We start from the raw sequence: 22,628 nt of genomic DNA, 5'->3' as shown, positions 1-22,628 counted from the left end.
GGTGGAAACACAGTCGTAAAAACGAGAGCAGCTCAATAATAAGCTTCCCAATCACATTTACAATAAACAATAACAATTTAAAATCAAACATCATGAACAAAATGAAATTATCTAAAGGATTACAGATCAACAAAGAACAAATCAGCAAACTTCAGGAAGAGCAAATGAATGGTCTTAAAGGAGGAGTTAACAGCCTTCAGGCAGCGGCTCAGTCTTGTGGACAGTGTTCTTGCGGTGGAAATACAGTAGTACAAACAAGAGCTGCTAAATAATTCTCACAAAAATTCGAAAATATTTATAACAATTTAAAAATCAAACATCATGCACAAAATTAAATTAACTAAAGGTCTTCAAATCAACAAAGAACAAATCAGTAAGCTTCAGGAGGAGCAAATGAACAGCCTTAAAGGAGGGGTTAACAGCCTTCAGGCAGCAGCTCAGTCTTGCGGACAGTGTTCTTGCGGTGGAAACACAGTCGTAAAAACGAGAGCAGCTCAATAATAAGCTTCCCAATCACATTTACAATAAACAATAACAATTAAAATCAAACATCATGAACAAAATGAAATTAACTAAGGGTCTTCAAATCAACAAAGAGCAAATCAGCAAACTTCAGGAAGAGCAAATGAATAGCCTAAAAGGAGGTGTTAACAGTCTTCAGGCTGCAGCTCAGTCTTGTGGACAATGTTCTTGTGGTGGAAACACTGTGGTACAAACAAGAAAGTAATCTACTCCTATAAAAGAGGGAGAGCTTTTGACAGACCTCCCTCTTTTAAAAAAAATTATATAATCTCATAGCTCTCAGATCATGCAAAAAGAAAAACTAATCATCTCAGAAATAGAAGAATGTATCCGCAAAAAAGATACTTCCCTTACCGGAATCGGTCTTAATAACGGGATTCTAAGTGCTTCAATGTTCTATTATTATCATTATCTAATGACCAAAGAGTCGGAATCTTTAGAATTGGTAACCCATTACATTGAGAAGTCTCTGTCTGTTTTAACAGAGGATTATAAAAGTCTTCATTTTAATGACGAAATAAGAGAGCTAGGATTATATCTTATGTTCCTGAAACAGGAAGAAGTTTTAGACAGCGAAATTGATTCTTTACTGGAGAATATAGATGAAATTCTGGAAGAAATACTGATCCAGCAAACAGAAAAAGGAGATCTTGACTTAACAAGCGGTTTTCCGAGTTTTGCCAAGTATTTTGTACTGAGAAATCTTGAAGACAAAAAACATCTGATAGACAAAACGCTGGATAAAATCATTGAGCTTGCCCATCCTCATGAAAGCGGAAGCTACTGGAAATTTGATCTTCGGGATAAAGAAAATCCTTATGTAGAACTGGGTTTAGGACATGGAACGACAGGAGTGATCAACTATTTGTTATTCCTTTATAAAAATAATATCTACAACCAGGAATCTCTGGAACTTATTCACAAAGGATTATCATTCATATGGAACTGCAAAGAAAGCAATACGGACAATATCACGCTTTTCCCGTTCAATGCCTTTGAAAACGTCTACATAGATTATCACAATCTGGCTTACGGTGAAATAGGAATTGGCTATACTTTTTACAATGCCGGAATTCTCTTAGAACATAAAGAGTATTGTGACAAAGGACTGCAAATATTGATCAACACTACAAAATTTAAAGATACTGATCAGTCTGCCATCCTGGAGCCTGGACTCATTTATGGTTCCGCAGGATTATCCGCCTTGTACAAAAACCTCTATCATCTTACCGAACAGGATGTCTTTTTGGAAGCTAAAGAATATTGGCACGAGCATCTTCTTCAATCAAAAAATAATGAAAGTGAAAAATGGGCAGGATTCAAAGCCTATTATAATGCAGAGTTTGACAACATCAATATGGCCCTGGGCCAAGGCATAGCAGGAATCGGGATTACTCTGATGAACAATGTCATTAAAACCAATCACAACTACGTCTCATTCTATAATTACGATCTATAATGGAAACTCTACAATCTCAAAATATCACGACCATCCTTCATGAATACGATCAAAAATTTCTTGATTTTGATTATGAAAATTTACCCGATGGATTGCTTTATGGAAAACTGGGACTGTTGCTCTATTTCTTAACACAATATCAAATCTCCGGAAATGATATCTATGTAAACAAGGTAGGAGCTATCCTTGAAGAAGTCTTTGAGAATGGCAATCTGCAAAAAGAGAGTAACGTATATACACTCCCGAATCTATCCAAAGGAATGACCGGATTGGGCATTATCCTGGATCTATTAAAAAAAGACGGATTAATACAAGATGACTTTGATGAGCAGATTACTGACATCGGAGAACTGATCTTCCAGCAATCCGTTACCATGCTGAAAGAAGACAATTATACTTTTTTTGATGGACCGATAGGAAATCTTCATTACTTCAACACCATCAGAAATGAACAGTACAGCAGCAAAATTGTAGATCTTCTTTATGATGAGTGCATTTCCCACCCCATCCCATTTGAAAATAAGCTGAATGACAGCTATGCAGATGGTATTAACTTAGGATTCAACTATGGCTATCTTTCTATTGTTAATAATCTTTTGAGCCTTCCGGTAATGACGGAAAAAGCAAGGCATATTATTAACACCTGTCTGGATTTCATTATTTCCAATTTTGATGTCCACGAAGTAGAAAACGCCAGAATATATAAACCATACAATTACAAAATAGCAGAAAACCTGTTGAAGCCTTTCCACAACAACAGACTTTGCTGGTGCAACAGCGACCTCTCCTTCTCTTATCTTCTTTATAAAACAGGAGAAACACTGCAGGAAACAAGATACAGAGATATGGCCCATGAACTGGGTTTAGAAACTACAAAAAGGAGAGTAATGGCCAATACAGGCGTAGAATTTATCCAATATTGCCACGGAACTTCTGGACTTGTACAGCTCTATGATGAGATCAATAAAAAAGATTCCCATCCGGATTATAAACAGGCCAAAAACTTCTGGATGAAAAGATCACTGGAAATCCTGGAAAACAAATTGGATCAACCCCTTACTGAGCAGGACGGCTCTTTGCTCTTTGGGAAAACCGGAGCATTGATCGCCCTTAATGATAAAATCGACAAAACTAAATACCTAAAATTTTTACTGTAACATGAAAACAAAAAGCATAGGATTACTAGAACTAGGATACAGAAGCGGCAAAGATTCCATCACAGCTCTTAACGATGTAGTTGATTATGCCCTTCATGCAGAGAGATTAGGATACAGCAGATTCTGGCTGGCAGAGCATCATTATTCTCACCTCAAGAATCTCGCATTTTCAAATCCGGATATCGTGATTGCCATGATCGCCGGAATGACAGAAAAGATAAGAGTAGGATCAGCAGGAACTTCAGTTCCCAGTTATTCTCCTTATGCTGTTGCTACCAATTATAAACTGATCAATAATATATTCAACGGGAGAATAGACCTTGGTTTATCGAAAGGAATCCCTGAAAGCACGTATACCAAAAACCTTTTGAATCCGGATATCCTTGAAAGAGGCACCGGAGTGGTTTTCAAAGAAAATGCCCACGAAATTCACGAACTGTTTTATTCTGAAGCCGAAAAGAACGAAAAAGAAGGAATTTTAATCCCTCCATACGGCGGACTGATCCCCGATCTCTGGTATCTTTCTTCTTCTCTGAACAATCTGGATGACGCCATCAGTTTACATTCAAACTATTGTGTATCAGCATTTCACGGAAGCGGAAAATTCCTTGAGGATCTTGAAGATAAAAAAGAAGAAATCAACAGATATAGAGACTCATTTGTACAGAAAAACGGATTTGCTCCTAAAATATCGCTGGCACTGGCCATCAATCTTTCAGAAGTCAACGAAATAAAATCCGATGCCGATGAATCCGAATCATTCAAAATTCTCAATCTCAACTTTGAAGAGCTTTTTGAACTGATTGAAAAACTGGATGAAAAACTGTCCGTCGATGAATTCATTTTATATGATACAGAACCCGACAGTGATAAGAAAATAGAAAACGCTGAAACGATAAGCAATCACTACAACTTACAATCTATTCAACATGAAAACGCAGTTAGATAACATCAATATTGGCTTTATGAGGAACTCTTTGTACTCATTCAAACAATATAATAATATACCGAAAAATACAGCAGATCTTGATCATTTCGTACTGGAATTGTGGAATGATGAAGTTTTCAGAGAATCTATCTTTTTAGCCTCTTATGAGCTGTATAGCGAATGGACAAGATTGTGCCAGAACGATCCGTCTTTATCCCTGGTAAAGAGAAACAAAATCAATAATTCTATTCTGAAATACTACATCAGAATTACAACCAGATCTACTCCGTTCGGAACATTTGCTTCCCACTCCGCTTTTGATCTCAATTCAGAAAACAAAAATATTGAAGCTGGAAATATGAATTCTATCCATCGGTATACTACCTTGGATCTGTCTTTCCTTTTTCAGGTTATAACATTAATCAACAGAGACTTTCCGGAAGTTCACGAATATGAACTTAATGACTCGATCTATAAGTTAGGTGATTATTACCGATATATCGAAACTACAATACAAAACGAAAAAAGAGTCTACACTTTAAGCTCATTAGAAAATGATGAACTTCTGGATTTTCTGGTTGATACCATAGCAGACCAATCTTATTCTTTTGATAATTTGGTTGCCTTGGTTGCAGAAAATGTGGAAGGGGTTTCTGAAGAAGATGCAAAATATTACATTTTCAGCCTGATTGATGCACAGTTCTTTAAAAGCGGCTTTGATATCTGCCTAAATGAACATTCTCCTTTATGTCAGATCATTGAATATTTAAGTTCAAAAAAAGGGATTCATCCTGAACTCGACACCTATCTGGAAACCCTTATCAAAATGGATGGCTATATGGAATTGCTGAACTCAGGAATAGGACAAGCTCAGGAATATTACAACGAGATATTTGCACTTGCTAACCAGTTTTCGATTTTATATGACAGAAAATATCTGATCAACTCATCCTTAAAAAGAAATCTTGACTTTTCACCTGTTACCAGAGAAGATCTTTCCAAAATCAAAAAGGGAATCAATACCTTAACCTGCTTTTGGGACAAAGGAAGTGAAACGGTGAATGAAAATTTAGAAAAATTTAAATCTGCTTTTTATACAAGATATGAAGAAAGCTTGGTGCCTTTGGTTGAAGTATTGGATAATGAAAGCGGCATCGGATACATTCAGGAGCAAAACAATGAAAATGATTTTTCTTCCCTGTTGGATACTCTAAGCTGGCCTAATTCTAATAATGATTCATTTTCCATCACTTACAATAAAAAAATTCATGAATTCTGGAGAAGACTCATCAACAAAGCCAATATCAATGGAGATACTGCGATAGATCTTAGCCAGCACGATATTGACAGCCTTCAGAATACGGAAGAAGTAAGTCTTGCAAGATCTCTGTCGGTCATGATTGAAAAGGTTTCTGATAAAATAGCAATCTCTTCTGTAGGCGGTACCAGCGGTACCAATCTTATCGCCAGATTTTCCAATGAAGATGAAGAAATCCTGGCTCCAATGAACAGAATTATCAAAGAAGAACAGAATGATGATCATTTTATCTACGCAGAACTGCTTCATTTACCGGACAACAGAGTCGGAAATATCTTACTAAGACAGGTGAAAAGAGGCAATCAGCTTTCCTTTCTTACCAAACCTTCAGCTTCGGAAAATACAATAACCCTCACGGATCTTTATATTAAAATGATTGATAAAAGAATTGTATTATTCCATAAAGGACTGAATAAAGAGGTTAAAATCTTCCATTCTACCGCCCACAATTTTGATTATAATTCGCTTCCGGTTTATCAGTTTTTATGTGACCTTCAGCACCAGGATGTCTCTTCTGCATTGGTTTTAAACATCGGAGATACCAACTATCTGATGTATGATTATATTCCACGGATCACGTATGGCGAAGATATCATCTTTACTCCGGCATTATGGAGATTATACCAGAACGAAGTATCAGGAGTAAAGACTAAAAACAATACTGAAAGCATTAAAACGATAAAAGAATATCTTTCAGATAAAAAGGTCAACCGATATTTCTTTATTTCTCAGGGAGATAATAAATTACTGATCGACGCGGAAAATGAAAACCTTTTATTATTCCTGGTTGATGAGCTAAGATCCAAGGAAATGGTAACCCTTACAGAATGTCTTTACGATCTTGAGACAGACGAATTCAACAACGAGATTGTCATCCCCATGATCAACAGAAATTATAAAGCGTTTAAAACAGAACTTGACCATCATCTTTTCAATATCAATATTTCTGATAATAAGTTTATTCCCGGAAATAAGTGGCTGTATTATAAAATTTATTGTGGCAACAAGTTCTCAGACAAAATATTACAGGACGTCTTTCCGGATCTTTTGCCTCAGCTCAGTGAGGAAGAGCTGATCAAAAAATGGTTCTACATCAGATACAGCGATCCTGATAATCACATCAGACTGAGACTGGAAATCAATGACAGCAAACTCACCAATACCGCTCAGATCATTACCACTTTCAACGATTATTTTGATAAATATATCAGCGAAGGAATCATTAATAAAGTGGAAATGGGAACCTATGACAGAGAATATGAAAGATATGAAGGTGAATTTATCGATGCCGCAGAACATATCTTCCATTATGACAGCAAATTGACGGTTAATCTGCTGAAAAATATTCCCAATAACGATGACCTTTGGCTGTACACCATCAAAAGTATTGATACCTACTTCAATGTTTTCAATCTGGATCTGGATAAACGATATGAAGTCATCAACAAACTTTATACTCAGTTTCAGCGGGAGTTTAATGTAGACAGCAACCTTAAGAAGCAACTCGATTTGAAATACAGAAACAACCTGAACATCATCAGCGAGATTGTAGAAACAGACAACAGTCCTTATTTCTCAGAATTTGTCAGTTCCATCACAGAAAACTGCAGAGAAATAGAGAATCTGAAGACCATTCAAAAAGAAAGATTAGTCAGCAGTTTTATTCATATGCATATCAACAGGCTGATCAGATCCAGACACAGAATGCACGAACTGATCATCTACGGAATTGTAGAGAAGTATTATAAAATGAAAATCGGCAAAAGAAAATATCTAGTATCATGAAGCTAAAATTTATCCCTCAACACGACCAAATGGACTGCGGTCCTGCATGTATCGCAATGGTGGCTTCCTACTTTGGCAAGCAGATTCCGTTACATTTTTTAAAAGAAAATGCCAACTTATCCAGAGAAGGAGTTAGCTTACTGAGCATCAGTGAACTATGTGAAGATATTGGATTTGAAACTTATCCTGCCAAGCTTACCTTACAGACGTTGGATGAAAACGGCAGTCTGCCTTGTATCCTCCACTGGAATAAAAACCACTTCGTAGTTCTTCTTGATGTAAAGAAAAGCCTTATCACAGGAAAAAAACGTTACCGAATTGCCGATCCAAGTCATGGAATGATCTGGCTGAACGAAAAAGATTTTCTTAAAAGCTGGTTGTCAGACGGTGAAACAGGAATCGCTCTTTTCGTAAGTCCTACCAACAGTTTTTATCAGCAGACATTCCCGGAAGAAGATAAATTGAGTATTTCTTTTGCCATGAAATATTTCAAAGAGCATAAAAGCAAATTCCTCTTTTTGTCTGGTATGCTTCTTATCGGAAGCTGCCTGAGTCTTGTCTTTCCCTTCCTTACACAAACACTTATTGATAAAGGAGTTAACACAAAAGATGTCGATCTTATTACAATCATTTTGGTCTCTCAGGTAGTTTTGTATTTAGGAAGTATTACGATAGAAATTCTCAGAAACTGGCTGATGCTTTATATCGGAACCAGAATTAGTATTTCCATTATTTCAGACTTTCTAAAAAAGATGCTTCTGCTTCCCATGGGATTTTTTGACACCAAAATGAAGGGAGATTTTACACAGAGAATCCAGGATAACGAGAGAATAGAAGACTTCCTTACTTCTCAGAGTCTGATGACTTTCTTCTCTATGGTTACCTTCCTTGTGTTTTTCGGAGTGCTTTGGTATTATAATGTAACGATTGTGCTTATTTACTCATCTCTGACAGCATTATCATTGGTTTGGGCTCAATATTGGCTTAAGAAAAGAGAAATCCTCGATTACTACCGATTCAGAGAAAAAGGACAAAGTCAGGAAAGCGTTTATGAAATTCTGAACGGGGTTTCTGAGATGAAACTGAACCAGTTCGAAGATTATAAAAGACAGGAATGGGAAGGTATTCAAAATAAACTTTTCAAAACAACCCTTCGTATTTTAAAAGTAGATCAGTATCAGTTTTCAGGCTTTGAGTTCCTTAATCAGCTTAAAAACATTTTCGTTACGTTCTTTGCGGCATTGCAGGTTGTAAAAGGGAATATGACTATTGGTGAGCTATTGGCGATATCTTACATCATCGGACAGCTCAACTCTCCTGTCAACCAAATGATTTCTTTCTTCCGTTCTTTACAGGATGCGAAACTGAGCCTTTCAAGATTAAATGAAGTTCAGAATCACGAAGAAGAGGAAAAAGAAGGAATGAAAGCCCTTGAAATCAATAGTACATCTTCAGAAGAAGAAAGAGGAATTACCTTAAATAATGTTTCCTTCCAATATGAAGGTCCAAAATCCCAGTTTGTTTTAAAGGATGTCAATCTGTTTATCCCTGAAGGTAAAGTCACTGCTATTGTAGGGGCCAGCGGAAGCGGAAAGACGACATTAATGAAGCTGTTATTGAAATTCTATAATCCAACTCATGGTACCATTCATTACAACGAGGATGATATTCTAACGCTATCTCCAAAAAGTGTCAGAGAAAACTATGGTGTTGTCATGCAGGACGGTTTTATTTTCTCGGACACCATCGAAAGAAATATTGCTACCAGCGAAGTAGAAATCAACACCAGAAAAATGGAAAATGCAGTAAGAGTGGCTAATATTTCCTCTTTCATCGATAATCTGCCATTAGGATACAGCACCAAAATCGGGGCTGCCGGCAACGGAATCTCTGGAGGACAAAAACAAAGAGTCCTTATTGCAAGAGCAGTATATAAAAATCCTCATTTTATATTATTTGATGAAGCAACCTCTGCTCTGGATGCCGAAAATGAAAAGATTATTCATGATAACCTGCAGGAGTTCTTCAAAGGAAAAACGGTAATTATCGTAGCACACCGCTTAAGTACTGTAAAAAATGCAGATCAGATTATAGTCCTGAAAAATGGAGCCGTTGTAGAAAAAGGAAACCATCAGGAATTGGTCAACAGAAAAGCAGATTACTACAGTCTTGTAAAAAATCAGCTTGAATTAGGCAACTAATCACCTCTCAATATATTTTTGACCGTTTCACAGCTTGTGAGACGGTTTTTTAATACAATAAAAATAAAACCCTTTGTATTTCAGTTACAAAGGGTTTTATTTTAGTCTGAAGAAATTGTCTTTCAATTATTTAAAATCTTTATCCTCAATATTTTTATTATAGTACAAATCTACAAGCGTTGCTTCCTGATTCCCATTTTCAGAAACAAATGTTGATTTAGTAGCATACCAAAGATCTCCGAATTTTTTATAATCACTCTGCAAAACCGTAGAAAACGTATTTTTTTCACCATTTTCCACCGTTTCTTCTTTGCTTAGAAAGAATGACTTTACATCATAATACAGATAAGTCACTTTTCCCGTTACATAGGTTGCTTTTATTTTATAATAAATCTTATCCGGGTTTTCTTCAATAAGTTCAATCTTATATAATTTGGGATCTATATAGGCAAGTTCATTCATGATGTACTTTCTGTCGGCTTTATCTTTAAACTCAGCAGGATCAGCCAGCTTTCTCTCACCGTTGACCAATTCATACCCTGTTTTACCGTCAAACCACGATCTGTAAACAATTCTTCCTTGATATTCAATTTCAAAACTTCCTTTATTGGGAACCATTTCTTTAGTAATCCAATGCACATTTCGGCCGTCCATGACCGTTTCAGATTTGGAATAAAGCGTTTTTATACTGCTCAGAAGCTTTTTTCCACCTTCTGCCTGAATAGCTTTTTCAATAATTTCTTTGGCTTTGCTTTCGCTGGATGTTTGTGAGAATAATGAATTAGAAGCAGCTATTATGCTAACGACTACAATGGTATTGAATATTTTCATGGTTTTGTTTTTTCTGAAGCAAATGTAGCAAAAGACATGGTAAGGTCTTTCTTTTTGATACACTATTTTTGAATGATGATGCATGCAATAAAAAAGTCCTCTGTAATTTGCATTACAGAGGACTTTGTACCCCAGACGGGACTTGAACCCGTACGTCCTTGCGGACACAGGATTTTAAGTCCTGCGTGTCTACCAGTTCCACCACCAGGGCATGGTGTGGGCAAAAAAAAAGATCCAAACTAAGTGTTCCAACCTTTTCAGTGACTCTTGAAAGAGCCATTTCGCATAGTGCGGATGAAGGGACTCGAACCCCCACGCCTCACGGCACCAGATCCTAAGTCTGGCGTGGCTACCAATTACACCACATCCGCTGATTTACTGATCTGAATTTACAGATTCAGGCTATATTTCTTACAAATATAAGACTTTTTATTTAAAGAACACTCTCTATTAAAACAAAAAACCCTCCGTAAGATATTACAGAGGGTCTTGTACCCCAGACGGGACTTGAACCCGTACGTCCTTGCGGACACAGGATTTTAAGTCCTGCGTGTCTACCAGTTCCACCACCAGGGCATGGTGTGGAGCGAAAAACGGGATTCGAACCCGCGACCCCAACCTTGGCAAGGTTGTGCTCTACCAGCTGAGCTATTTTCGCATAGTGCGGATGAAGGGACTCGAACCCCCACGCCTCACGGCACCAGATCCTAAGTCTGGCATGGCTACCAATTACACCACATCCGCTGGTTTTTTATATTGTAAGTTTTAAAGAGCTTGCTTCTTTTTTGTGAGTGCAAATATAGGACAATTTCCTTTACCAGCAAACTTTTCCGAAAAAAAAATTAAAATTTCCACATTTTTTTTTCACGACCCCTTTTATTACATTTCATTTTCTTACTTTTACATCGTTAATATTTACGATATGGAATTACAAGGAACGGTAAAGAAACTTTTTGATGCTCAAACATTTGCGAGCGGATTTCAAAAAAGAGAAATGGTTATTTTGACCCAAGAACAGTATCCACAGCCGATAAACATAGAATTTTTATCTGATAAAATCAGTTTATTAGATAACCTTAAAGAAGGAGAAAACGTAAAGGTAGGAATCAATATCAGAGGGAGAGAATGGGTTTCTCCTCAGGGTGAAACGAAATATTTCAACTCTATTACAGGCTGGAAAATAGAGAAGGTTTTTGACAATGCTTCAGAACCTACTCAGGCAATGCCTCAACAGTCTGCATCACCGGTTTCTAACGAGAATCCGTTTGCTGGTGACGATGACGATGATTTACCTTTTTAATTAAAAGAATAAAAGATCAAATATAAATCCTGCTTTTTGAAGTAGGATTTTTTTGCTAAAAAATGGTTCGATTAGACGAAAACGAGATTTCATTTCCCGATCCTGAGCTCTATGACGGGCATGACGGGCTGATTGCTTTCGGAGGTGATCTGTCTGTAGAACGTATTTGGTTTGCCTATCAGCTGGGTATTTTTCCCTGGTACAATCCTGATGAAGAAATTCTATGGTGGTGCCCGGATCCAAGATTCGTCCTTCTTCCCGGAGAAATAAGAGTCTCAAAATCAATGAGAAAGATATTAAATAGAAATATTTTCACTTTTTCAGAGAATCAGAATTTCAGGGAAGTGATCAGGAACTGCCAGCAAACCAACAGAAAAGGACAGTCTGGAACATGGCTTTCTGATGAATTGATGAATTCATTTATTACCCTTCATGAATACGGCTTAGCCAAAAGTATTGAAGTGTGGCAGAACGGAGAACTTGTGGGTGGTTTTTACGGATTGCAGATCGGAAATGTTTTCTGTGGAGAAAGTATGTTTGCTAAAGTAAGCAATGCCTCCAAAGCAGGGTTTATTCATTTTGTAGAAAGCAACAAAGATACTCTTGAATTAATTGATTGTCAATCTCATACCGAACATCTGGAAAGCTTGGGCGCAAAAATGATTGCTAAAAAAGAATTTCTAAAAATCTTACACGAAAATAATGAACGCAGATAAAGAAAAATGGATTCTTCTGGTTATCCTGAGCATCATCTGGGGATCATCCTTTATTTTGATCAAAAAGTCTCTGGAACACTTTAATCCGTTTCAGGTAGGATCTTTAAGGGTTCTTATTGCCGGGATTATTTTACTTCCTATTGCCATCTCCAACTATAAGCTTTTCCCCAAAAAGCATTTGAAATGGTTGATTCTGGCAGCTTTTACAGGAAACTTTATTCCTATGTTTCTCTTTCCCATTGCAGAGACTGAGATAAGCAGCAGTATTGCAGGAATCATCAACTCTATGATGCCTATTTTTGTGATTATTGTGGGGGCACTGGTATGGAAATTCGAGACAACAAAAAAGCAGATTATAGGAATATTAATAAGCTTTACGGGAGTTTGTATTCTGGCATTTGGAGGCGGGGACAGCGGGGAGTTTAAAATGATTCCAATCCTCTTGTTATTATTGGCCACTTTATGCTATGCTTTGAGCACAACTACCGTAAAATCAAAGCTTATGGAGGTTTCTTCTACAGTTTTGTCTGCATTTGTTTTCTCATTTGTCTTATTATTTCCTTCTGTTATTGCATTGACAAGCACCGGATTCTTCTCAGGGTTTAGTTTTTCCCGAGATAATTTGCTTGGGTTGATGTTCGTCGGGCTGCTCTCCATTTTCGGAACCGGGCTGGCAATGATGATGAATTACCGTTTACTGAAAGTTTCTTCTCCTCTTTTTGCATCCACTGTTACTTTAGTAATGCCTATTGTCGCCATTATCTGGGGAATTTTAGACGGTGAAAAGATGACTTCCCTACAGTTTGCAGGAGCAGGAATTATCATTGCAGGGCTTATATTTTTAAGAACAAATCCCAAAAAGTAAAATCATATTATAAATTAAATTATATTTGACTGATTTAACTTATAACTATGAAAAAAATTCTACTTTATGGCTCTATAGCCTTATCTACACTTTCCTGTTCTGCTTCTTCTGAGGATACTCCCTTTGACAACAGTGATCCCTCCACTCAAAATGTGATCCTTCCTACAAAAATGAACAAGGATGGTATTGTCATGAAAATCAATTACAACGGAACAAAAATCATCAGCATGATTAACAACATTAATCATGGACAAAGAATTGAGTTCACTTATACTGATGATTACATTACGGGTATCAAGAATTACGAAAATAACGTTCTTGAAAGTACGGTTGAATATGGATATTCCGGGGGACGTATGGCTTCAGCAGTTACTAAGGAGTATTCTACTACCGGAACAGTACAAAACACGGTTACATTTACCTATACGTATACGAGTACTACTGAGATCAATGTAAAAAGACAAACGAACTCGGGAATCGCAGGTTCTTCTACCATCAACAGTGTGTTTACATACAGCAATGGAAATATGGTAAGCAATGTGGGCTCGGGAACAGGAACAGTAAATGGAAATACCGTTACTTACACAGAAAAAGAGACCTATACTTATACGGATAAAAACTATCCTTTTAAAAATGTAAAAGGTTTTGACAAAATTATATTCAATGGAAATGAAAACAGTGACGGGGTAAGCATGTTGTTTTCGAATATAAAGAACAGCTTAAGTACCTATAAAGGACAATTCACCAATACGACAGCCGGAGGCGGAACAGGAACCGGAACCAGCAGTCATAAGTATACCACAACATTTAATACAGCCGGTTATCCATCTGAAGAAAGCAGACAAACTCTTGATATCAATGGAAACCCAATGACCAGCGCTCCTGATCGATTTATGTACGAATACAATTATCAATAAAAAACCTGCATTTCTGCAGGTTTTTTATTGTTTTTTAGATTAATCTAGTTCTTTTTTCTCACTCTACTTGCCTTAGCCTTTTTCACCTCATCTTTAATATACGGATACTTTTTCTGCATATCCTTTACTAAAGACGGATCCAGATCTAATGCTTTCTGAAGTGCATCCATCCCTTTATCCTGGTCTTTCAGGTTAAAAAAACAATTGCTTAACTGATAAAACAGTTCCGCTCTGTGGTGATTTTTTAACGCTTTATTCAAAACCGTTACCGCATCTTCATACTCTCCCACCAACATCAAAACTTCTGAATAGGCATACCAGTTGTAGAACCTTGTGGGCTCAGCATCAACGAGTTTTTTAAGACAGGAAAGGCTTTCTTCAAATTTCCCTGAATCGATGAATAAGAAAGCCAATCTCTTTTGATAATCAAGATTGTTTTCATTCAGCTGCGTGGCTTCTTTGGCATAATGCAATGCTTCAGACATTCCGCCCATTTCTTCGTAAAGATAAGACTGCTCCATCATCGCAAGATAAAACTGAGGGTCTTCTCTCAATGATTTCTGGAATGCGTTTAAAGCTAAAATAGGATTTTTCAACGCCTTATTGCATAGTCCGATCTTATAAAAAGTAAATGCCTTCGTATATTCAAGCTCCAGCATCTCCTCATACGTCTCGATGGCCTTTTGGTATTGTCCCAAAGCTTCATAACAGGCTGCTTTATTGGCATATACCCCTACAGAAGAAGAGTTAATTGCCAACAAATAATCATAGCCTTTTATCGCTTCATCATAATTTTTTCTGTTGAAATAGAATTGCCCATACTCAAACCATGCGGTTTCAGAATAAGAGAATTCATCTAAATATTCATTAAGAAAGGCAATAGCCTCCTCGTTCTTATTCAGTTCACTGAAGCACACCATACAGTTTTCCAGCGAATATTCATCCGTTGGATCTTCTTTCAGTGCTTTTCTGTAGTGTCTAAGAGCGTTAAAAGGATCTCCAAGATTCACATATTCATCCGCAATAAAGTTGTGGAGAAAGTTTTCTTCTTCCTCTAATGTCAAAGCTTTTTTACAAATTTCAATGGATTTTCTAGGATTTCCTAGGTTCGAATAATACTTCGCGTAGCAAACCAAAAAGTCTGTGTTCTCCATAGAAGCACCTTTTAACTCATTGATCAATTCTTTCGCTGCATTATACTCTTCCCACTCCAAAAGGATCTCAAGTCTTTTAATCTTGATATCTAATGAATTGGGATGAAGCTTCAGACCATAAGTAACCGCCATATCAGCGTAATTAAAATCTCCAAGCTCCAAATAATAAACAATAATGTCTTCTAATTCTTCGGTATCGAAGTAGAATTCGTCATTGTTTTCCATCATTTCCTCGAACTTTTTTACAAGTTCATTTCCAAAATACTCTTCCAATAGTGTCCTCTTTGTCGGCCCAATGTCTGAATTTGCTTACAAACCTCGGCAAACTTTTAGTTAATAATATATCTGAAACTGATATTCAAATATTTATGCAAAGTTGCAACTTTTTTTTGAATTTTCCATTTCATTAATTTCTATTATAAAAATAGTAAAAAAAGAAAACCAATAAAAGGATTGTGGATAAAAAAACGCAAATTGGGGTTAAATTCTTATGACAAGCCGTTTTCCGCTTTGTACATACCCATCCCATATAGATTCAATATCCTTAATATCAACATCTTCCGTCTCCATATTAATTTTTCTGTCTAAAGCCGCCTGGAACATTTCAGGAATAATTTCTGAAAAGAGAAGCGCTGATTCTTCTTTCGTCCAGCTTCCCAATCCTGATCCCGAAATCTGAATATCAGTTCCTCTGAGAATCTGTGAAGACAGCTGAAGGGTATCTCCGCTCATTCCGCCTACAGTAACGAGTTTTGATCGATGAGAAAATGTACCGTCTCCTTTAAGAGCAGACAGGATCATTTCTACAGAATGCCCCCAGATATAGTCCAGGATAATATCTATAGGGGTTTCGTTATGAATTTCTTTTATTTTTTGTTTAAAATCATGGTCGTCTGCTTTGAGGGAAATTATCTCACCGGCACCCAGTTCAAGCAAGGCTTTCAAAGCTTCCTCATTTCTTCCGGTAACAATAATTTTTTTTGCGCCATATAATCTGGCAATCTGAACAGCGACCTTCCCTGTAATTCCTGTTGCTCCGTTGATCAGGACTATATTTCCGGGTTGTATACCTGCCTTACATCGTAATGCCATGGCTGATCCCATCACAGCATTGGGCAATGCTGCTGCTATAGAAAAGTCCAGTTCTGAGGGTATTGGAACGATCATTTTTTTATCAACCACCACTTTTTCTGCTACAGTCCCTTTTTTGCTGAAAAAATAGACTTTATCTCCGTTTTCAAGATATCCTGCGCCATCTGAACCAATAATCGTGGGCTTATGTTCTTCTTTCTCCGTGGAATAATGATTTCCACTTGCTCTTGCCCTATCAAGATTTTTAATAGATGCTGCTTGTACTGATATTAAAATATCGTTTTCCGTTACTACTTCCGGCTCTGGAAAATCTGCATATTGAGGACTTCTTCCTTTTTCGAATATTACGGCTGCTTTCATTGCTTTAAATTTTTATACAAAATTATCACCGGGAGCCCCGGCAAAGCAATAACATTTGTTATCAGCTTGGGTAAATAAAACTGGAAGAGGGAGGCTGGAGGTTTATAATCCTGATAATAGAGTTAAAAACGCAGAGATCGCTATGTAAATATGATACTATGATTATAATTTGTTCGCAAGGGCACTTCGTTTAGCAAAGAACCATCACTGCTGAGTAAAACGCCTTTGCGATCGTATTCAACAATACATATTAATCTTTGTGAACGTTGCGTTTAAAATGAGTCATAATTTATGCAGTTTCTTTTTAAGCTTCTGGCTTCCATTTCCAGCCTATTCCAGCCTCTCCTTTAATATTTTGCTTTTTATCCTGCTGAGATGTACCGTTGTAATCCCCAGATAAGAAGCAATATAATGCTGGGGAACTCTTCTGATGATCTCCGGCTTGGCTTTGACCAGATTGATATACCGCTGCTGCGGTGTATCTTTAATAAATGAAAAGAAATGCTTCATATAATCGAACACCCTTTCGAAAAGAGCATCCATAAACAGGGTTCTGAGTTCAGGATTTTCATAAACTTCTTCCAAGAAAGCTTCCACATCAGGTTTTTTGATTTTGTATACTATACAGGATTCTATGGTCTCGAATGAAACCATACTTGGCAATCCTTTTCTAAAGCTTTCTAGGGACGAGAACATTGTATTCTCCAGGAAAAACTGGAATGTAACGTCTTTTCCATCATTATTATACCAGGCTCTTACCACGCCTTTTTCAATGTAATAGGCATTATGGGAAACTTCGCCTTCTTTTAAAAGCAAAGTTTTGGCAGGAACCTCCATCCGTTCGAAACTGCCGAGAAATTTCCTCCATTTTTCTTTAGGGAAGGGAAACCTGTTTTTAATATTTTCAAACATTCCTGATATAAAAAAAGAACGGACAATGCGTCCGTTCCTCCTATATTTTTAGATTAAACTCTTGATTTTAGCAATGATATCATCTCCTAACTGATCTGCTTCCTCCTGAGATTTAGCTTCTGTATAAATTCTGATAATTGGCTCTGTATTGGATTTTCTAAGGTGAACCCAGTTGTTTTCAAAGTCTATTTTAACACCATCTACGGTAGAAACATCTTCATTCTGATATTCCTGCTCCATTTTGCTTAAGATCGCATCTACATCAATCTCAGGAGTCAGTTCTATTTTCTTTTTCCCCATGAAATAGCTTGGGTATCCTGCTCTTAGCTCAGAAACAGTTTTGTTTTCTTTGGCCAAATGGGTCAAAAATAAAGCGACACCTACTAAAGAATCTCTTCCGTAATGTAAATCAGGATAGATAATTCCTCCGTTTCCTTCTCCTCCAATGACTGCATTTTTCTCTTTCATCAAAGTGACTACATTTACTTCTCCTACAGCACTTGCGAAATATTCAGAATTGTGGGTATGTGCCACATCTCTCAAGGCACGGCTTGAAGAAAGATTAGAAACTGCTACACCATTTTTGTGCTTTAGCAAGTAATCTGCCACGGCTACCAATGTATATTCTTCGCCAAACATTTCGCCTTTTTCATCGATCAAAGCTAATCTGTCCACGTCTGGATCTACTACGATTCCTAAGTCTGCATTTTCCTTTTTCACCAATTCGCAGATATCTCCCAAATGTTCTTTCAAGGGTTCTGGATTGTGTGGAAAATGTCCGGTAGGCTCACAGTATAATTTGATGGTTTCACATCCTAATGTATCCAAAAGCATAGGAATTGCAATACCTCCTGTAGAGTTTACAGCATCCAGAACTACTTTAAAATTCTTAGCTTTGATGGCTTCTGCATCTACCATTGGTAAATCCAGAATCTGCTTAATATGGATATCAAAAGCATCCTCTCTTGTTTCATATTTTCCAAGATCATCTACTTCTGCATAGTTGAAATCTTCACTTTCTGCTAAAGCCAATACTTCGGCTCCATTTTCACCCGTGATGAATTCTCCTTTCTCATTTAATAACTTAAGGGCATTCCACTGTTTTGGGTTATGAGAAGCGGTAAGGATGATTCCTCCATCTGCATTAAGCTCGGGAACCATTATTTCAACCGTAGGGGTTGTAGAAAGTCCTAAGTCCACAACATTAATTCCTAATCCCTGCAACGTTGCAGTCACCAGGGAAGAAACCATCTGACCAGAAATTCTGGCATCTCTTCCAATGATAAGGGTAAGGTCTTTTTTATTTTTATTATTCTGAAGCCAGGTTCCGAATGCAGAAGCGAATTTTACCACATCAAGCGGTGTCAAGTTATCATTTACTTTTCCACCAATGGTTCCGCGAATTCCGGAAATAGATTTTATTAACGACATTATGTTTTTAATTTATAGTTTTCTAAATTTTACCAGACAAAGATACTTAAAAGACTTTTCAACTTATAGAACGGGAATCTTTTTTTGGATTTTATCGTAGGTATTTTTTACAACTTTCGGTGGTGCAAAACGATATCCCACATACAACAAGCCATAGAGATTATTATTTTCCACTGCCTGGCTGTTTTTCTGATCGTAGGTGTACGTATTAAAATTCATTTTACCCCCGAATAAAAAACGGTCTGTATTATACCCTACATGCAAACCGCCCTGCATTCTTATGGTGGCATATTGAGCATTTTCTTTTGCTCCTCCATTCTGAAAGTTACGATAGCTTGAGAATTTACCTCCTATTCCAATTGCTAAATAAGGTGAAATGTTCACATTTTTCCCTATTACCCAGTTGTAAAAATACCCCATATTGCCTCCGATATTATATTGAGTCTCTTTACTTTTTACTTCGTCAATTTTATTTCTGAAAATAGTAAGGTCATAATCTACAAAAGGTACCCAGCTTCCACTGCTTTTCTTCTGCCATTCTCCCTGTGTGTAGATACTTCTTGCTGAAAAATTTTTATTAAGAATATAGGATGTGGACCCACCAAAGCTTTGTACCCTAAGATCCGGAAACTGAATGTACGGATCACGACCTTCCTGCCATTGTGGAAACAGGTCCTTCATATTTTCAATATAAAAGCCTCTTACATTTTTATAATACAGATTCTGGATGAATCTCCCGGGGAAGAGTCTGAAGCTAAAGTCGGTGTATGAGCTTTCGCCTTTCATGTGATCATCATTGTTTCCTTGTAAAAATTTGGGGGAAAATGATAATGTCGCACTTATTATTCTATAATCGACTGAAAGGGATGTTTTCGTTTTATTGTTGATTGACAGGATTGTCTTATTGGCACTCTTCCCTTCTCCTTCTGAAAAAATATAGCTCTCAATATTGGTATCAAGATTCACACGAATCATTACCTGGTCTGCATAAGACTTGGTATTTGCGGTATCTGACTGTGCTTTTACCTGAAAGGCTGATAAAGAAAATAATACGAATAATCCTGTCTTAAAAAAATTCAAACCGAATAATTTACATTAGAAAAATGAAATTACTACATTTTTTTCAATTATCCGATAAACCCAATATTAAGAACAACCGCAATCTTTATCACAGTTTGTTCTTTTGGAACTGAATTTTTTAGGGGCAAAATTCTTTTTAAGCACCTTAAATAGAGAGTAACACGCGAATGCCACAATCAATAAGATGAGTACGTATTGAAAAATTAATGATGAATTCATTACTTTAAAATCTGATATGCTATCATCGACACAAAGTATGCCAAACCTGTCATCATGACCACCTGAAAGCCGGTCCATTTCCAGCTTTTGGTTTCTCTGTAGACTACTGCAAGTGTAGAGACACACTGCATTGCAAATGCATAGAAAAGAAGCACTGAGATTCCCGTTGCAAAACTGAAGACTTTTTCGCCATTCGGTTTTACATCGCGTCTCATTTTATCAATTACTTTTACTTCCGGAGCATCATCTTCCAAGCTGTATAGTGTAGACATTGTTCCTACAAAAACTTCTCTGGCTACGAAACTTGTAAGGATTCCTACTCCCATTTTCCAGTCGTAGCCCAATGGAGCAATAATGGGTTCTATCCCTTTCCCCATTTTAGCCAGGTAAGAATGGTCAAGGTGAACATTGGCGGCTACCAATTCATCAGCTTTTTGTTTTGGTCCGAAATAACTCAGAAACCAGATGATGATACTTACGATGAAAATTATTTTTCCGGCACCGGTAATAAAGTCCCACACTTTTCCTAAAACCATTTTAAGGTCATATGCAAAAAGAGGTTTTTTATAGGTCGGAAGATCCATTACCAGGTATGTCTTTCCTTTACTTTTAATAAATCCCTTAAGAATTGCCGCTGAGAATAAAGCGACTAAGAATCCAAGAAGGTACATTCCCATCAAAACCAGCGCTTTGTATTTTATTCCTAAAAACGTTCCTTCTGAGATGATAAGTCCGATAACGATGCTGTATACCGGAAGTCTTGCAGAACAAGTCATAAACGGTGTTACCAGAATCGTCAGCAATCTCTCTTTGACGTTTTCAATATTTCTTGTAGAAATTACTGCAGGAATGGCACAGGCCGTTCCTGATACCAGCGGAACGATACTTTTACCGTTAAGCCCGAATGGACGAAGCAGTCTGTCCATAAGGAATACCACTCTCGCCATATATCCTGAATCTTCCAGGAGATAAAGGAAATACAACAGGATCCCAATCTGTGGTGCAAAAACCACAATTCCTCCTATTCCCGGAATGATTCCGTTTGAGATCAATGAATTGACAGGACCTTCAGGAAGGTGTTCGCTGGTAAATGCAGCCAGCCACGAGAATGTCTCTTCAATCCAGTTCATCGGATATTCTGCCAGAAAGAATACGCTTTGGAAAATAACCAATAAGATCAATAAAAAGACGACATATCCCCAGAATTTATGAACCAAAACCTTATCCAGCTTTTCGGTCAGTAATTCTTTAAACTGAGCTTTCTTGGAAATTACATTCTCCAGTATTTTATCTACATTCTGATATCTTCTAACGGTTTCCTGAACCTGTAATCTTTTTGGAACCAAGCTTTTAGTATCAGCTTCATTCAGCTGTTCCATTACCGATCCTATTCTTCCCAGGTCTGTTCCCAGGGAAAGGCTCATCCAAGCCTTATATTCGTTGTCGAAACCTTTATGTGCTGCCAGTTTCTGAATAAAATCTTTGTGCTCGTTGGGGGTTTCAAAAGAAACTTTATCTGCCTTTACAAATTCATTATTGTAAATGGCTTCTCTTACTTCATCAATTCCGATCTGTTCTTTGGCATTGGTCTGGATAATTGTAAGGCCCAATGCATCAGAAAATTTCTCAATGTCTATAGTAATCCCTCTTCTCTCTGCCTGGTCAATCTGATTAACAATCAAAATCATGGGAATACCAAGGTCCTGGATCTGCTGAAACAGAAGCAGCCCTCTTTTTAAACTTAATGCTTCAAGAATATAAACGACTCCAGCATAGTTTTTCTGCTCATCAATAAGGTATTTGGAAAAAATAGCTTCATCTTCTGAACTCGGATATAAGCTGTAAGAACCCGGAAGGTCGATCACCTCAACATCTTCGTTTTTATAGGTATAATTTCCAGAATGACTTGCTACGGTAACGCCGGCATAGTTCCCGGTCTTCTGCTTTTTGTTGCAAAGCATGTTAAAAACCGTTGACTTCCCTACATTAGGATTTCCGACTAAAAGTATCTGTTTTTTCTTGTTTTCCTGCATTAATTCAATTCTTCAACAATGATATAATCTCCTTCTTCCTCACGAAGAGCAATCCGGCTTTTTTCTGCTCCAAACTCCACATACATAGGCCCATTGAATGGTGCCTGATACAAAATTCTGAAAGAGGTCTCCGGAAGAAGCCCCATTTCAATAATTTTATTGGGCATTTTCAGATGGTCATTATCATACCCCAATATCTTCCCCATTTTATTCTTAGGGAATCCACTTAATTTATGTAATCCTTTCTCTTTCAAAGCCTAATTTTTAGTCCTGCAAATATACGCTATTTAAATTTAATCTAAATAACGATTCAAGATAAAAGAAATCAACCCAAATACATTGCTGTAT

The 22,628-nt window shown here is 37.1% G+C and carries 20 protein-coding genes and 5 tRNA genes; 12 read left to right on the top strand and 13 right to left on the bottom strand.

Annotated elements, in window-relative coordinates; genetic code table 11:
- From AC07UM_RS12960 to AC07UM_RS12925, 8 genes are all read left to right on the top strand, one after another.
- On the top strand, positions 1-272 hold a 272-nt coding region (locus AC07UM_RS12960), incomplete at its 5' end, for a class I lanthipeptide (protein ID WP_494685230.1).
- A gap of 49 nt (positions 273-321) precedes the next feature.
- Entirely contained in the window at positions 322-501 is a 180-nt protein-coding gene (locus AC07UM_RS12955) for a class I lanthipeptide (RefSeq protein WP_076595229.1), read from the top strand.
- Positions 502-562: 61 nt separating this feature from the next.
- Positions 563-727, top strand: coding sequence for a class I lanthipeptide (locus AC07UM_RS12950; RefSeq protein WP_175579922.1), 165 nt, complete (start codon positions 563-565; stop codon positions 725-727).
- A gap of 81 nt (positions 728-808) precedes the next feature.
- Positions 809-1,981: a lanthionine synthetase LanC family protein gene (locus tag AC07UM_RS12945; protein WP_494683135.1), complete on the top strand. Its 1,173-nt coding sequence runs from the start codon at positions 809-811 to the stop codon at positions 1,979-1,981.
- Positions 1,981-3,138, top strand: coding sequence for a lanthionine synthetase LanC family protein (locus AC07UM_RS12940; RefSeq protein WP_494683136.1), 1,158 nt, complete (start codon positions 1,981-1,983; stop codon positions 3,136-3,138). Before AC07UM_RS12945 ends, AC07UM_RS12940 begins: the two co-directional genes overlap by 1 nt.
- Before the next feature lies 1 nt (position 3,139).
- Entirely contained in the window at positions 3,140-4,087 is a 948-nt protein-coding gene (locus tag AC07UM_RS12935) for an LLM class flavin-dependent oxidoreductase (protein ID WP_152291493.1), read from the top strand.
- Complete coding sequence (locus AC07UM_RS12930; protein ID WP_494683137.1) at positions 4,068-7,169, top strand: lantibiotic dehydratase; 3,102 nt, start codon at positions 4,068-4,070, stop codon at positions 7,167-7,169. Before AC07UM_RS12935 ends, AC07UM_RS12930 begins: the two co-directional genes overlap by 20 nt.
- Positions 7,166-9,370: a peptidase domain-containing ABC transporter gene (locus AC07UM_RS12925; protein WP_494683138.1), complete on the top strand. Its 2,205-nt coding sequence runs from the start codon at positions 7,166-7,168 to the stop codon at positions 9,368-9,370. The genes AC07UM_RS12930 and AC07UM_RS12925 overlap by 4 nt, the downstream gene beginning before the upstream one ends.
- Positions 9,371-9,496: 126 nt before the next feature.
- On the opposite strand, the gene AC07UM_RS12920 is transcribed toward AC07UM_RS12925, so the two are convergent.
- The 6 genes from AC07UM_RS12920 to AC07UM_RS12895 all read right to left on the bottom strand — a co-directional run bounded on the left by AC07UM_RS12920 (position 9,497) and on the right by AC07UM_RS12895 (position 10,945).
- Positions 9,497-10,201, bottom strand: coding sequence for a hypothetical protein (locus AC07UM_RS12920; RefSeq protein ID WP_494683139.1), 705 nt, complete (start codon positions 10,199-10,201; stop codon positions 9,497-9,499).
- A 127-nt stretch (positions 10,202-10,328) separates the two neighbouring features.
- Positions 10,329-10,412: transfer RNA gene (locus AC07UM_RS12915), tRNA-Leu, on the bottom strand.
- Between the two features lie 78 nt (positions 10,413-10,490).
- Positions 10,491-10,572 (bottom strand) — tRNA-Leu (locus tag AC07UM_RS12910).
- Between the two features lie 121 nt (positions 10,573-10,693).
- Positions 10,694-10,777 (bottom strand) — tRNA-Leu (locus tag AC07UM_RS12905).
- Positions 10,778-10,783: 6 nt separating this feature from the next.
- Positions 10,784-10,859 (bottom strand) — tRNA-Gly (locus tag AC07UM_RS12900).
- 4 nt (positions 10,860-10,863) lie between these two features.
- Positions 10,864-10,945: transfer RNA gene (locus tag AC07UM_RS12895), tRNA-Leu, on the bottom strand.
- Between the two features lie 178 nt (positions 10,946-11,123).
- On the opposite strand from AC07UM_RS12895, the gene AC07UM_RS12890 reads away from it, so the two are divergent.
- From AC07UM_RS12890 to AC07UM_RS12875, 4 genes are all read left to right on the top strand, one after another.
- Positions 11,124-11,501, top strand: a complete 378-nt coding sequence (locus AC07UM_RS12890; protein ID WP_103231586.1) for a DUF3127 domain-containing protein — start codon at positions 11,124-11,126, stop codon at positions 11,499-11,501.
- A gap of 62 nt (positions 11,502-11,563) precedes the next feature.
- Positions 11,564-12,217, top strand: a complete 654-nt coding sequence (aat, locus tag AC07UM_RS12885) for a leucyl/phenylalanyl-tRNA--protein transferase (protein ID WP_494683140.1) — start codon at positions 11,564-11,566, stop codon at positions 12,215-12,217.
- On the top strand, positions 12,204-13,082 hold the full coding sequence (locus tag AC07UM_RS12880; RefSeq protein ID WP_494683141.1) for a DMT family transporter: 879 nt from the start codon (positions 12,204-12,206) through the stop codon (positions 13,080-13,082). Before aat ends, AC07UM_RS12880 begins: the two co-directional genes overlap by 14 nt.
- A 47-nt stretch (positions 13,083-13,129) precedes the next feature.
- A complete protein-coding gene (locus tag AC07UM_RS12875) occupies positions 13,130-13,999 on the top strand; it encodes a hypothetical protein (protein WP_494683142.1) in 870 nt (289 codons plus the stop codon).
- Positions 14,000-14,043: 44 nt separating this feature from the next.
- Here AC07UM_RS12875 and AC07UM_RS12870 read toward each other — a convergent pair whose 3' ends face one another.
- From AC07UM_RS12870 to AC07UM_RS12840, 7 genes are all read right to left on the bottom strand, one after another.
- Positions 14,044-15,426 (bottom strand): tetratricopeptide repeat protein, encoded by a 1,383-nt coding sequence (locus AC07UM_RS12870; RefSeq protein ID WP_494683143.1) that lies wholly within the window; start codon positions 15,424-15,426, stop codon positions 14,044-14,046.
- A 207-nt stretch (positions 15,427-15,633) separates the two neighbouring features.
- A complete protein-coding gene (locus AC07UM_RS12865; protein ID WP_494683144.1) occupies positions 15,634-16,605 on the bottom strand; it encodes a quinone oxidoreductase family protein in 972 nt (323 codons plus the stop codon).
- A gap of 330 nt (positions 16,606-16,935) precedes the next feature.
- Positions 16,936-17,517 (bottom strand): Crp/Fnr family transcriptional regulator, encoded by a 582-nt coding sequence (locus tag AC07UM_RS12860; protein ID WP_494683145.1) that lies wholly within the window; start codon positions 17,515-17,517, stop codon positions 16,936-16,938.
- A 48-nt stretch (positions 17,518-17,565) separates the two neighbouring features.
- Positions 17,566-18,948 carry a phosphoglucosamine mutase gene (glmM, locus tag AC07UM_RS12855; protein ID WP_494683146.1) on the bottom strand — a complete coding sequence of 461 codons (1,383 nt, stop codon included), beginning with the start codon at positions 18,946-18,948 and terminating at the stop codon, positions 17,566-17,568.
- A 63-nt stretch (positions 18,949-19,011) separates the two neighbouring features.
- Positions 19,012-20,028 carry a DUF4421 family protein gene (locus AC07UM_RS12850; RefSeq protein WP_494683147.1) on the bottom strand — a complete coding sequence of 339 codons (1,017 nt, stop codon included), beginning with the start codon at positions 20,026-20,028 and terminating at the stop codon, positions 19,012-19,014.
- Between the two features lie 218 nt (positions 20,029-20,246).
- A complete protein-coding gene (gene feoB, locus AC07UM_RS12845; protein ID WP_494683148.1) occupies positions 20,247-22,280 on the bottom strand; it encodes a ferrous iron transport protein B in 2,034 nt (677 codons plus the stop codon).
- Positions 22,280-22,534, bottom strand: coding sequence for a FeoA family protein (locus tag AC07UM_RS12840; protein ID WP_105682883.1), 255 nt, complete (start codon positions 22,532-22,534; stop codon positions 22,280-22,282). The genes feoB and AC07UM_RS12840 overlap by 1 nt, the downstream gene beginning before the upstream one ends.
- Between the last annotated feature and the right edge of the window lie 94 nt (positions 22,535-22,628).

This window comes from Chryseobacterium sp. GW821-FHT04C04 (assembly GCF_059420365.1).
Note: the sequence above shows the minus strand (reverse complement) of the source record. Positions and strands in the feature narration are given on the sequence as shown.

Coding starts and splice junctions, on each gene's coding strand:
- AC07UM_RS12955 (WP_076595229.1), top strand. CDS start 322: ATGCACAAAATTAAATTAACTAAAGGTCTTCAAATCAACAAAGAACAA.
- AC07UM_RS12950 (WP_175579922.1), top strand. CDS start 563: ATGAAATTAACTAAGGGTCTTCAAATCAACAAAGAGCAAATCAGCAAA.
- AC07UM_RS12945 (WP_494683135.1), top strand. CDS start 809: ATGCAAAAAGAAAAACTAATCATCTCAGAAATAGAAGAATGTATCCGC.
- AC07UM_RS12940 (WP_494683136.1), top strand. CDS start 1,981: ATGGAAACTCTACAATCTCAAAATATCACGACCATCCTTCATGAATAC.
- AC07UM_RS12935 (WP_152291493.1), top strand. CDS start 3,140: ATGAAAACAAAAAGCATAGGATTACTAGAACTAGGATACAGAAGCGGC.
- AC07UM_RS12930 (WP_494683137.1), top strand. CDS start 4,068: ATGAAAACGCAGTTAGATAACATCAATATTGGCTTTATGAGGAACTCT.
- AC07UM_RS12925 (WP_494683138.1), top strand. CDS start 7,166: ATGAAGCTAAAATTTATCCCTCAACACGACCAAATGGACTGCGGTCCT.
- AC07UM_RS12920 (WP_494683139.1), bottom strand. CDS start 10,201: ATGAAAATATTCAATACCATTGTAGTCGTTAGCATAATAGCTGCTTCT.
- AC07UM_RS12890 (WP_103231586.1), top strand. CDS start 11,124: ATGGAATTACAAGGAACGGTAAAGAAACTTTTTGATGCTCAAACATTT.
- aat (WP_494683140.1), top strand. CDS start 11,564: ATGGTTCGATTAGACGAAAACGAGATTTCATTTCCCGATCCTGAGCTC.
- AC07UM_RS12880 (WP_494683141.1), top strand. CDS start 12,204: ATGAACGCAGATAAAGAAAAATGGATTCTTCTGGTTATCCTGAGCATC.
- AC07UM_RS12875 (WP_494683142.1), top strand. CDS start 13,130: ATGAAAAAAATTCTACTTTATGGCTCTATAGCCTTATCTACACTTTCC.
- AC07UM_RS12865 (WP_494683144.1), bottom strand. CDS start 16,605: ATGAAAGCAGCCGTAATATTCGAAAAAGGAAGAAGTCCTCAATATGCA.
- AC07UM_RS12860 (WP_494683145.1), bottom strand. CDS start 17,517: ATGTTTGAAAATATTAAAAACAGGTTTCCCTTCCCTAAAGAAAAATGG.
- glmM (WP_494683146.1), bottom strand. CDS start 18,948: ATGTCGTTAATAAAATCTATTTCCGGAATTCGCGGAACCATTGGTGGA.
- feoB (WP_494683148.1), bottom strand. CDS start 22,280: ATGCAGGAAAACAAGAAAAAACAGATACTTTTAGTCGGAAATCCTAAT.